This window comes from Pseudomonadota bacterium, assembly GCA_039033415.1.
Lineage (GTDB): Bacteria > Pseudomonadota > Gammaproteobacteria > Xanthomonadales > SZUA-38 > JANQOZ01.
Map to the genome: position 1 here is coordinate 1 of JBCCCR010000017.1, position 11,868 is coordinate 11,868.

At 62.2% G+C, this 11,868-nt stretch carries 9 protein-coding genes; 4 read left to right on the top strand and 5 right to left on the bottom strand.

Annotation, left to right across the window (positions count from 1 at the left end; translation table 11 throughout):
* Positions 1-257: 257 nt before the first annotated feature.
* The gene (gene ykgO, locus AAF358_14825) at positions 258-383 is read right to left on the bottom strand and encodes a type B 50S ribosomal protein L36 (GenBank protein MEM7706830.1); all 126 of its coding nucleotides are present in this window, start codon (positions 381-383) and stop codon (positions 258-260) included.
* A 147-nt stretch (positions 384-530) separates the two neighbouring features.
* Between ykgO and AAF358_14830 the strand changes: the two genes are divergently transcribed.
* Together AAF358_14830 and AAF358_14835 are read left to right on the top strand one after the other, a co-directional pair.
* Positions 531-1,259 carry a glycosyltransferase family 2 protein gene (locus tag AAF358_14830; GenBank protein MEM7706831.1) on the top strand — a complete coding sequence of 243 codons (729 nt, stop codon included), beginning with the start codon at positions 531-533 and terminating at the stop codon, positions 1,257-1,259.
* Positions 1,252-1,602: a lipid-A-disaccharide synthase N-terminal domain-containing protein gene (locus AAF358_14835; protein MEM7706832.1), complete on the top strand. Its 351-nt coding sequence runs from the start codon at positions 1,252-1,254 to the stop codon at positions 1,600-1,602. The genes AAF358_14830 and AAF358_14835 overlap by 8 nt, the downstream gene beginning before the upstream one ends.
* On the opposite strand, the gene AAF358_14840 is transcribed toward AAF358_14835, so the two are convergent.
* Both AAF358_14840 and AAF358_14845 read right to left on the bottom strand, forming a co-directional pair.
* Positions 1,534-3,222, bottom strand: coding sequence for a glycosyltransferase family 39 protein (locus tag AAF358_14840; GenBank protein ID MEM7706833.1), 1,689 nt, complete (start codon positions 3,220-3,222; stop codon positions 1,534-1,536). The genes AAF358_14835 and AAF358_14840 overlap by 69 nt on opposite strands.
* Positions 3,222-3,413 (bottom strand): hypothetical protein, encoded by a 192-nt coding sequence (locus tag AAF358_14845; GenBank protein MEM7706834.1) that lies wholly within the window; start codon positions 3,411-3,413, stop codon positions 3,222-3,224. Before AAF358_14845 ends, AAF358_14840 begins: the two co-directional genes overlap by 1 nt.
* A 112-nt stretch (positions 3,414-3,525) precedes the next feature.
* On the opposite strand from AAF358_14845, the gene AAF358_14850 reads away from it, so the two are divergent.
* The gene (locus AAF358_14850; protein ID MEM7706835.1) at positions 3,526-6,276 is read left to right on the top strand and encodes an ATP-binding protein; all 2,751 of its coding nucleotides are present in this window, start codon (positions 3,526-3,528) and stop codon (positions 6,274-6,276) included.
* On the opposite strand, the gene AAF358_14855 is transcribed toward AAF358_14850, so the two are convergent.
* Positions 6,269-7,999, bottom strand: coding sequence for a wax ester/triacylglycerol synthase family O-acyltransferase (locus AAF358_14855; protein MEM7706836.1), 1,731 nt, complete (start codon positions 7,997-7,999; stop codon positions 6,269-6,271). The genes AAF358_14850 and AAF358_14855 overlap by 8 nt on opposite strands.
* Positions 8,000-8,096: 97 nt before the next feature.
* On the bottom strand, positions 8,097-9,905 hold the full coding sequence (gene recQ / locus AAF358_14860) for a DNA helicase RecQ (GenBank protein ID MEM7706837.1): 1,809 nt from the start codon (positions 9,903-9,905) through the stop codon (positions 8,097-8,099).
* 157 nt (positions 9,906-10,062) lie between these two features.
* Here recQ and AAF358_14865 point away from each other — a divergent pair, with 157 nt between their 5' ends.
* Positions 10,063-11,832 (top strand): monovalent cation:proton antiporter-2 (CPA2) family protein, encoded by a 1,770-nt coding sequence (locus tag AAF358_14865; GenBank protein ID MEM7706838.1) that lies wholly within the window; start codon positions 10,063-10,065, stop codon positions 11,830-11,832.
* The last annotated feature ends 36 nt before the right edge of the window (positions 11,833-11,868 follow it).

The window sequence follows — 11,868 nt, forward strand, 5'->3', positions numbered from 1 at the left end:
CAGGCCTTGTGGGACGCGCCCGAAGGGAGCCCCCTTGGGCGCCAATAACGGCGTTGCATCGCTAGCCAAGGGCTACGGCCATGGTTGGCGCGATGCGCCTTGTTCTTGGCGCCCAACGGGGCTCTGAAACGCAACGAACTTTTCAAACAGGACACTGGCACCGCACGGTCCACAAAACCTCAGGCCAAAAAAAATCCTGCCGAGGCAGGATTTCCTACGAACATCTAAGGGCTCTTCACACAGAGCCCGCCGCTGGGTTAGCGCTGGCGCGCCTTAAACCGCGGATTGGATTTGCAGATGACAAACAGCTTGCCGCGACGGCGGACCACCTTGCAGTCGCGGTGGCGCTGTTTGGCTGACTTGAGCGATGACAAGACTTTCATGGCGGCGTTCCGTTAACCAACAAAGCCCACTATTGTAGCAAAAAAATCTCCCGTAAACACTCCCTGTGGACATGTTCGGACATCCAGCGTACTTTGCGCCTCCGAAGGGATCGGGTTGCGCCCGATACATACAGGGTGGAGCAAGACATGGACCTTTCGGTAGTTATTCCGGTCTATAACGAAAGCGATAACCTCGAGCCTCTGGTCAAGCAGGTTTTTTCCGCTTTGCAGGAGCGGGTTGAATTCGAGCTGGTGCTGGTCGACGACGGGAGCAGCGACGACTCCGGGCCCGTCCTGAGTCAGCTCCGTGATGAGTTCGGGATTGTGGTTGTGACCCATCCAAGAAACGCTGGGCAGTCTGCGGCGCTTTGCACCGGGATTGCGGCCGCCAGCGGTTCGCTGATTGCGACCCTCGACGGTGATCTGCAAAACGATCCGGCAGATATTCCGACCCTGCTGGAGGCAGTGCAAGCCGCCAAAGAGCCGGTGCTGGTCGCGGGGAACCGGGTCAACCGAAAAGACACCTTTATTCGTCGCCTTTCTTCGCGGGTCGCCAACGGGATCCGCCAGTGGGCGCTAGGGGACAACTGTCCGGATACCGGTTGCTCGCTGAAACTCTTTCGTCGACAAGACTTCCTGCTGCTGCCGCAGTTCAATCATATGCACCGCTTCCTCCCGGCGCTGTTTGCTGCCCAGGGGGTTGGCATTATCAATTTGCCGGTGAACCACCGACCCCGCCAGGCGGGGATCTCCAAATACGGCGTAGGAAACCGGCTGTGGGTCGGTATCGTCGACATGCTGGGGGTTCGCTGGCTCCGCCGCCGGCGATTTCCTCTTTCGGCAACGCAGCGTGCGGAGATGGCCAGTGATGAATGAGTGTGAGCAGGGAGGGCAGGGCTTTCTCCAGCCGCTGTTGGATCCGCTGGTCGGTAACTGGCTTTATGCGGACTCATTGTGGTGGACGGTCCTGGGGTTTGCCGGCGCAGCCGTTTTCGGGTCCCGCTTTTTACTGCAGTGGCTGAGCTCGGAGAAAGAGAAGTCGCTGGTGGTACCCTGGTATTTCTGGCACCTCAGCTTCTGGGGCAGCACCCTGAATCTGATCTACGCGATGCATCTCGACAAAGCGCCCCTGATTGCCGGTACGATCGCACTACCTATCTTGTATGGCCGTAATCTGGTGCTGCTCAATCGCGGTGGCCGACGCCACCTCAGACAGTGAGCAGCTGACGTTCTCAGGCCCCACCAAGCGCCATTCGCGTCGATGTGCGATGCCTAGATCGACCGATAAACCCTCTTCAAAACAATAAACTATATCTTTTTCCTGAAGCAAAACCTTACCACTGGGATTGGCCGCGAGCCAGTTGACGGCGGCTTTAGCTTGATCCTCAACGGGCACAAGAAAGCCAAAATTGGTGGTTGGCCGGCGCGACTGCAGGATCGTTTGCTCTTTCCAGTCCACCAGCGCCAGTGGCGTATTAGGCCCAAGCGCCTGTTCCACCCTCAGCAGCAGGTCGCGGCCCGACTTCACGTCGTCCAGGCGCGGATAGACCCACAGCCCCATGGTGAGCCACAGCGCGCCCATCATCCCCAGGAACGGGCCGCCGGCGAAACGCCGCAGGAGCCCCACGGCAACGACAACGCTTCCGCCGGCAAGCGCGAGCGTGGCCGGCAGGCTGATGCCATAGCGATCGGCGAGCTCCGCGGCTCGTTCCGGGTCACCGAAGCTAAGCCAGGAGGCCGCAGCGACCAGCAGCACGCCGAGCGCTAAAGGAACCAGCCAAGCGCCGGTTTTCGCCCATCCTTTTTGCAGCAGAGCAGGCAGTACTGGTGCCGCCGCGAGGCAGACCCAGGGCAGGGCGGGGAGGATGTAAACGCCTCGCTTGGCGGGGCTTAAGGAAAAGAACAGCAGCACCAGCGCCGCCCAGCCGAGGAGCAGCACCGTCACAGGCTCGGGCCTGCGCAGCTGTTTCCACCAATAGGGAACCAGGCCAGGGAGCAGCAAGAAAACCGGCAACCACAGGGCAGGAATGACGTTGGTAAGAAAGTACCACGGCGGCTTGAAATGGTGGCTGGGCCGGGCGTAACGCTCGGCCGTCTGCTGCATCAAGATGTTGTCCCGGTAGGCGTCGTAGGCGGGATCAGCCGCACTGTTCACGAGCCAGAGCATCGGCAGCAGCCAGCAGCACGCCGCCAGCAGCATTACGCCGAACCCCGCCAGGCCATAGCCGCCAACCCGTCCGGGCAGCGATTGGCGCCGCAGCGGGAGCAGCAGTAGCAACATCAGCAGCGGCAGGAACCCAACACCTTTTGTGATGGTGCCAAAGCCGCAGGCCGCAAAGCCGACCAGGAGCCAGCCGGGCGCCGGCCCGAGCAGGATATGGCGAAGAAACCCGTAGACGCCTAGCGCGATCCATGCGGTCACCATGGCGTCGACCTGACCGGCCCGTGCCTCGAGCACAAACTGCGGTGACGCCAGCAGGAGCAGAGCCGCGGCCGTTGCCGTTTTCCCGTCCCAGATGCGTCGACCCAGATCGAACACCAGCAGCAGCGTGATCAGCCCATAGAGCAGGCTGGGCAGGGTGTGGGACAGGCGAAGCGAGCCGGTAAGCTTCAGGACAACCGCCTGGCTCCACATATACATTGGTGGTTTGTCGGGATACAGCTCTCCGCCGCGGCGTGGAAAGAACCATTCCCCGCTCTCAACCATCTCCCAGGCAACCAGCGCAAAGCGAGGCTCGTCGGACGGCCAGGGGTCCTTGAGCCCGATGCCGCTGCCGATCAGCACAACCGCCAGCGCCAGCAGCGCCGCGAGCCGCTGGCCGTCGGTGAGGCTAGGCACTAACGCTGGAGCGCGTCGAGCTGGCGCCGAATAGCCTTCAGCTGGCGCTGCTGTTCCTTGAAATCGGCTTCGATGGCGACGGTCAGCTGGTAGACGGCTTTGCTCAGGTTCTGCACCGCCGGGTCACACTTGGCATTGAGGTAAAGCTCGAGGTTCTTGTTGAGTTCCTCAACCGCTGCCTGATAGCTCATGAGAGGTGTCGCCTGCTGTGGTTTCATTGACTGGTATGTAGCTCGCCTGTCTGGGGATTGCAAGACCCAACGCCGAGGCGCATACTTCGGCTAGGGGGAGTGTGGAAATAATGTGATCAAAAACAGCGCGTTAAGCTTTCTGGCGACGTCGCTTGTGCTCCTTTGGCTGCAGCCGGTCATGGCGGCAACCAGCTGGCGCCAGCTCGACCAGCTCACCGCTGAGCAGCTGTTGGTGACCCAGCGGCCGTTTACAGACATCGACGCGGCCAGGGCTAATCTGCTCCTGGCTCACAAGCTTGCGCCGACCCGAGGCAAGGCAGCGCTCGGTCATTTGGAGACCGCGCGGGAGGCGTTTGCCTGGAGCCGCGGATCGGATGAGGCGGTCTTCGCTGAGGCGGTACAGTGCTACAACTGGCTGGTGTGGGGCGATATGGGGCGCGCCCTCAAACACTGCGCCGTAGCGGAGGATCCCGCCAAGATCAGCCCCTTCGTTGCTTCCCATCTTATGAGGGCCCGCGCCATCGCGGCATTTCGCGACGGGCGGCCCGTCGAGGCGATGGAAAATATTGCGCTAGCGATCGGTCATGCACGGCGCAGCGGAAGCGCCGCTCAACTGGGCAACGCGCTGATGAATCGGGGCCTGATGCTTTATGAGCGAGGCTTGATCGACGAAGCGCTGGTGGCCTACGACGAGGCGAGCGAGCTGACGTCGATTGTTGCGCCGGATGATCCCCTGGCCACGCTGCTGTTTTTTAATCTTGGGCTGGTGCATATCGCCGCCGGACAATACCGGCAGGCAACGGTGAACCTGCAGGCAGGGTTGGACTGGGCGATCGAAACCGAGCAGCACCAGCGACAGCTGATTGCACAAACCTATCTAGGGCTGGCTCGACTCGGCCTCGACCAACCGGACAAAGCCATCGAAGGCCTATCCCCGCTGCTCGATAGCCCTCCTGAAACGTTTTCCCCCGATGCGGTGAGCAACGGTCTGCTGGTCCGGGCCAAAGCAAGGCTCGCTACCGGGCAGCTCGATGAGACCCGCCAGGATTTGGAGCGGGGGCTGGCGCTCATCGAGGCGACCGATAGAAACAACCTGCGCCATTGCCAGCTTGAGCTGGTTCAGGCTGACCTCGAAATCCTTGAGGGTCAGGACGTGGTTGCCCAGCAGTTGCTCTTCCGCGTTTTGGAGCACACCTCCGGCGCGGGCGTTTCGGAACATCTCGAAGCGCTGGAAAAACTTCAGGCGATCTACGAAAGGGCTGGCGACTTTCCTCGTGCACTGGAGCTGAGTCGGCGTCTGTTTGAGCGCCGGCAGGAGCAGATCGGCGAGAACTACGAGAGCCGACTCTCCATGCTCCAGGTGGCAACTGATGTTGCCAATCGGGAAAACGAGCTGAGTTTGCTGGAGCAGCGCGGGATCGCCGCGAGCGCGGCTGCCCGCACCGATCGCTACGTGCGCAACGGCGTCCTATTTGGCAGCCTGCTGGTTTGTGCGCTGATCTTCGTGCTCGTCAGCCATCGAAGCTCGCGACTGGTTTCCGACGCGCGTCTGAAGGCGAATCAGGAATTGGAACGGCAGGTGGTCGAGCGCACCGCGGAACTCTCGGCGCAAGCGGAGCAGACCGCCAAACTGCAGTCTCAGCGGGCCAAGCTGGCGCGTGAGTTGGCGCTCGTAGAAAAAGAGCGTGCGGTCGGGCAGTTGACCCAGGGGATCACCCACGACTTTAACAACGTGCTCATGGTGCTGGCGCGCTCCGCTGAAGAGCTGCGCCGCGGGGCGACAGCGCAGCAGTGCGCCTTGCTTGATGAGATTGAGGCTGCCATCGACTCCGGCTCTGGTCTGACGCGCAGCCTGCTGTCTTATGCCCGCATGCAGCCTCTCAATCCGCAGTACCTGCGGCTGGACTTTTTCATCGAGGAGGTTGAGTCTCTGCTTCAGAGAACGCTGGGGCCCAGCATTACCCTGTCGTCGCGACTCTGCCCGGCCGCCGCGGTGGTTGACGCCAGTGCGCTCAGTACAGCGCTGCTGAATCTTGTGATCAACGCGCGCGACGCGATGAACGAGCAGGGTGAGGTGGCGATCGCCGTTTTCCCGGTCGCCGGCGCCAGCCCGCCGCTGGTCAATATTCAGGTCACCGACTCGGGCAGGGGAATGTCCAAAGAAGTGCTGAACCGTGGGACCGAACCGTATTTCACGACGCGCGGCGACTCGGGCGGCACGGGTCTCGGGCTCAGCATGGTGGCGGGTTTCGCCCAGCAGTCGGGTGGCAAGCTGCTGCTCGGCAATGCGCCGAAAGCCGGAGCCAGGATCACGCTTCAGCTCCCCGCGGCTCCAATCAGGGAGCAAAACGTGATCGGCCATAATCCGGCGAGTCAAGCGCTGCCGGAACGACGTTCCGACGCCGCCATGATTCCCGGTTCAGCCGAGGGCCCGAAACTCGATGGTGAAGCAAACTGGTCGATGTCCGAGGACGCTTCGGCTCTTCTGGTCGAAGATCATCCCGGTGTCGCCGCTGTGCTGACCACCGGCCTGGAGCAGTTGGGTTATGACGTCACCCACGTTGAGAGTGCGGAGGCCGCGCTGGAAAACCTGCGAAGCTCAGGTTCGCCTGCACTGCTTGTTGCTGATATCGGCCTTTCGGGGTCGATGGATGGCCTGACCCTGGTTCGTCAGGTTCGCGGGGACCACCCTCACTTGGCCGTCATGGTAACCACAGGTCGAACGCAGTCATGCACCGATGAGTTTGTGGTGCTGACCAAACCGTTTCGGATGGCTCAGCTCAAAACGGCGGTCGAAGAGGCGACCCACGGTGCTGAACTCAAGCGCCTGGCCGGGCCGGCCGATCGAGGCAGCGCTAGCTAGCCCCGCGTCGCTGGCGGAGGCTTTTGAGCGGTCGACCGTCGGCCGTTTGCGCGCTGGGCGTCGGTGCGGCCCGCTTGCGGCTCGCTTTCTTCCGACGTTTCTTTTTGGTGCCGGTACCGTTCACCGATCCAGCTGTCCTGGCCGCCTTACTGTCGGCGCCAGGCTTTGATCCCGCCGAAGCTTTTTTGCGGGCTGCGTTCGACGTCTTTCGAGCGGCCTTTGCCTGGGTCTTCTTGCTGGCTTTCTTGCTGGCCTTCTTGGCGACCTTCTTGGCAGTGCGCGAAGTGGCTTTTCGTTTTCGCCGGGGCTTGGTCTCGCTGGCCTCTGTCGCTGGGTCCTCCGCCACGGGGTTGGCGGCGGCCGCCGCCTTCAGCTCGAGAAACGCCTTTTGCAGCAGTCGGCTGAGCACATCGACGTCCGGCACCGCATCCCGGCAGGCCATCACGCCAAAATCGACGGAGTCGACGTAGCTAAGCACGGTGATATTGAGCGCCTGGCCGTCCACGAGCACCGACAGCGGATACCCGGCTTTGAGCTGGGCGCCGGCAAAGTAGAGAAGCTGTCTGGGGCCGGGCACGTTTGAGATCACCACGTTGGCCGGGGGCGGGACGAGGTCGGTGGCCCCGAGTCGATTGAGCACCGCTACCAGGCCCTGGGCCATCACCGCAAAATTGATTGACGCTGAGGGGAGAACGTTGGCCACCTCTTTCTTGGCCGCCCGGGTTGAACGGCCGATATCGGCGAGCCGGCCCAGCGGCGTTTTGCGGTGGGTGGCTAGCCTGGCGCTGACGTAGGTGATCTGGTTACCGCTGCGATTGATCTGGCGAATCGACACCGGAACGCTGGCGACCAAAGACCTTTTGGGCAGCGCCTTGTGCTCCCTTAGGTACTCGCGAATGGCACCGCTGCAGATGGCCAGCACGATATCGTTGACGGTGGCGCCGGTTGCCTTACCGAGCGCTTTGAGCTCGTGCAGCGGCATGCTGGTAGCGCCAAATTTTCTGGCCCCGGAAACCGGAACGTTGAAGATGGTTTTGGGTGCGGTGAACGGCGCCGGCGAATCATCCGGCTGAAGGCCGACGGCTTTCATGCCGTGACCGACCAGGAGCTTCCCGAGATCGATCCCCATCTGGGCCTGTCCCAGGAGACGGCGGCGAAGCCGAGCCGGAAGTCCCAGCAGGCTGCCGCTGCTGCGCCGGCCACGGCTCTTCGTAGCGAGGCCCGCCCAGGGGGCTTTGAGGGGGGCGTCAGGCTCGGTGCTGAGACAGGCCTCGAGCAGCGCAATGCCGCCCATGCCGTCGATCGCCGCGTGGTGCATCTTCATGTAGATGGCAAAGCGGCCGCCCTCCAGGCCCTCGATGATGTGGAATTCCCACAGCGGTCGTTCACGGTCCATCACCCGGCTGTGCAGCCGCGACACGAGTGAGAGCAGGTCCGCCATCGAGCCGGGCTGCGGGAGCGCCGAATGGCGAACGTGATAGTTGAGATCAAAGTGGTCGTCTTCGACCCAGGATGGGGCGGTGAGGACGCTCGTGCTGCTCAGCCTCAGATTGAACGGCGGTCCTGGTGGCAAAGTCTGAAGATTGGCCAGCAGATCGCGAACGAAATGCCCCGCGTAGTCAGCCGGTGGCTCGAAGATCTGGAGCGAGGCGACGTTCACCGGCGTTTTCTGTGTTTCCAGGCCCAGGAACGCCAGATCCAGGGCATTGAGTCGAGTTGCCATCACGCCAGCATACCTCGACTGGCCGAGTGTGAAAAAACGTGAGAAAGATTCTGTGGTTGGAAGCTCGCGGCAAAAGCGAGTCCGGCCGGCGTTTCCGCTACTCGGCGTACGACTCCAGGACGGCAAGGAACTCGCGACCGTAGCGCTCCAGCTTGGTCTCACCGACCCCGTTGATCTCAAGAAGCGACGCGGCGTCGGTCGGTTTGCTGGTGGCCATCTGACGCAGCGTGGAATCGTGGAAGATCACGTAGGGCGGCAGCTTGAGCTCCTCGGCCAGCCGTCGTCGACAGTCGCGTAGCGCTTCCCACAGCGGTGCGCTGGCAGGATCCAGCACAACTTTTGCGCTGGCTCGGCTGCGGCCGCCAACGCTGGCAACCGGCTTTGGATCCTGGCGCAGCTCAAGCGTGGCCTCGCCCTTCAGCAGATCGCGGCATTGCTCGGTAAGCCTGAGTGCGCCGAACAGTTCGGCGTCAGCCACCAGATAGCCGTGGACGATGAGCTGACGGGCAACCGATCGCCAACGCGCCGTCGAAAGCTCTTGGCCGATGCCGTAGGTGCTCAGCCGATCGTGTCCGTACTGACGAATTTTGGCGGTGTCGCCACCGCGCAGCACATCGATGATGTGGCCCGCGCCAAAGCGCTGGCCGCAACGGTAAACGCAAGAAAGGAATTTCCGCGCAGCGTCGGTCCCGTCAAACGTTGTGGTCGGGTTCAAGCAGTTGTCGCAGTTGCCGCAGCGCTCCATCACGTTCGGATCGTCGAAGTAAGCGAGCAGCGGGGCCCGCCGGCAGCTGCTTACCTCACACCATCCGAGCAGGGCATCGAGCTTGCGCTTCTCCAGCGCTTTGATGTGGTCCGCGGCCTCACTCGCGTCCATCATCTGCTTCAGTCGAACCACGTCCTGCAGACCGTAGACCATCCACGCGGTGGCCGGCTCCCCGTCGCGCCCAGCGCGCCCGGTTTCCTGGTAATACGCTTCCATGCTCTTTGGGAGATCCAGGTGGGCGACAAACCGCACGTCGGGTTTGTCGATGCCCATGCCGAACGCGATCGTGGCCACGATCACGATGCCGTCTTCCGTGGCAAATCGCTGCTGGTGTCGTTCGCGCTGCTCGCCGTCCATCCCTGCGTGGTAGGGCAGGGCGGGCCAGCCTTTCGACGCCAACCACTCGGCGATTGCGTCGACCTTCTTGCGGGCCAGACAGTAGACGATGCCGGACTGGCCGCGAAACGGTTCCAGGAATGCGGCCAGCTGACGACGCTCGTCGGTGCGTGGCTGGACGTGGTACGAAATATTGGGTCGATCAAAGCCGCTGACGAACCGTTGCGGGGTCTGCAGCTTCAGACGTTGGACGATATCTTCGCGAGTCTCGCGATCCGCTGTGGCGGTCAACGCCATCATAGGAACCCCTGGGAAAGTTTCGCGGAGCTCGCCAAGCTGCAGGTAGTCCGGTCGAAAATCATGCCCCCACTGCGATACGCAGTGCGCTTCGTCGATGGCGATCAACGCCAGCGGACAGTTGGCCAGACGTGCTCGGGTGCCTGATTGGTTGAGCCGCTCCGGAGCGACGTAAAGCAGGTCGAGTTTGCCCGTCTGGACAGCCCCCCAGACGGACGCCTGGTCCTCGCTGGTCATCGACGAGTTGAGGCAGGCCGCCGCAATACCCAGTTCTCGCAGCGCTGCCACCTGATCAGCCATCAGCGCAATCAGCGGTGACACCACCAGCGCAACACCCGGACGGATCAGCGCCGGAAGCTGATAACAAAGGGATTTCCCGCCGCCTGTCGGCATGAGCACCAGGACGTCGGAGCCCCCGATCACCGCCTCGATGATGCGCTGCTGCTCGCCGCGAAACGTGTCGAAGCCAAACTTCTGCTGCAGCAGATCTTGAGCGGATTGGGGCATCGGCGGTGAGGGCTCTGGATAGAATCGTGACTGTATACGCGTGTTGCCCGGCCAAGGGCAACCGCCTGGCCGCTTTTTCTACAGGCTCGGGCTTCCCACAAGCCGGCCAGGCCATGACAATAGCAATCGATCGAACCGTTCTAAACAGGATCCGATAGTGGATGAGTCCCATTTTCTGCTGAAGCCGCTGGCGTATCTGGGCGCGGCGATTGTCTTTGTGCCGCTGTTCCGCCGCTCCGGGCTGGGTGCGGTACTCGGCTATCTGGCTGCCGGTGTTTCGCTCGGGCCGTCGGGCTTTGCGCTCGTGGAAAACCCGAGCGACGTGCTGCACTTCGCCGAGGTGGGCGTAATCATGCTGCTCTTTGTCATCGGCCTAGAGCTGGAGCCGGCAAAGCTATGGCAGCTTCGTCGAAACATTGTGTTCACCGGGCTCAGCCAGCTGCTGATCAGCGGCGCGCTGCTGGGCTTGCTCCTCATGCTGCTCGGCCTGGCGTGGGGGCTGGCGTTGTTGCTCGGCTTTGTTTTGGCGCTGTCGTCCACCGCGTTTGCCCTGCAGCTGATGGAAGAGCGCAAGATACTCGGCAGTCAGCTCGGTCGGCGGGGTTTCTCGATCCTGCTGCTGCAGGATATTGCGGTGATACCGCTGGTGCTGGTGGTTGGCGCGACGGCCAAGTCCACCGCGGCGCTGGAGCACCAGCCCAACACGCTGGTCGGTGTCGCTGCGGTGGTCGGTCTGCTGCTGGCGGGTCGGTTCTTGCTCAAACCCCTGCTGAAATTGATTGCTGCCTACGCAAGCCGCGAAATCATGGCCGCCACCGCGCTCTTCATTGTGCTGGGGTACGCCGGCGTCATGCAGATGGTGGGCTTGTCAGCCGGCTTAGGGGCATTCATGGCCGGTATTGTGCTGGCGACGTCCGACTATCGGCACCAGCTTGAGGCCGACATCAATTCATTTAAGGGGCTGCTGCTGGGACTGTTCTTCATGGCCATCGGCATGACGCTCGACCTGAGTCTGCTGGCCCAGCAGCCGGTGCTGATCCTGGGCTTTGCACTGGCACTGATGGCGGTTAAGACCGCGGTCATCGCCGTGGCGCTCAAGGTCCGTGGCGCCACTCTCAGAGAAGGATTGACCATGGGCCTGCTGCTTTCACAGGGTGGTGAATTTGCTTTTGTGCTGCTTACCCAGATGGTGACCGGTGACCACCTCAGCCAGGAGACGGCCAGCCTGGTGACCCTGGTGGTCGGCATGTCGATGGCGCTGACGGCGCCGCTGTTGGTGCTCTTTGAGCGCCTGAGCGGCGGCAAGGATGGCGCCATGGCTGACCCGGATGATCGCTCCGGCATGGAACGCGAGCCGGAGGTGATCATCGCGGGTTTTGGCCGCTACGGCCAGATTGTCGGGCGCATTCTGCAGGCTGGGAATATCCCGTTTACGGCACTCGATAAAGATCCTCGGCAGATCGAATTTGTTAAACGTTTCGGCAATCAGGTCTCTTTTGGTGACGCTTCCCAGCTGGAGCTGCTTTACGCCGCGGGCATCGCGCATGCCCGAGTGTTTGTGGTCGCCATCGACGACCCGGATACGACGCTGCATATCGTTGAGCTGTGCCGAGAGCACTTTCCGAAGCTTCAGGTGCTGGCGCGGGCGCGCAACCGGGTTAACGCACTGCAGCTTCGGGGTGCTGGCTGCTCGCAGGTGGTGCGCGAAACCTGGCACAGCAGCCTCAACACCGCCACCAGCACGCTGGTTGCCCTGGGCTACAGCGAAGGGGCGGCGATGCGCCGTGCCCAGCTGTTTGCGAACCACGACGAGGCTGTCCTGGAGCAAGCGGTTGGGAAAGAGGAAGACATGGAAGCACTGATTGAAATCGGTAAGCGAGGGCGCGCTGAGCTGGAGCAGCTGTTCGAACAGGACCAGTCGATCTAAGCGCATCTGCCGGCCTCAAAAGCCGCTATGATGTAC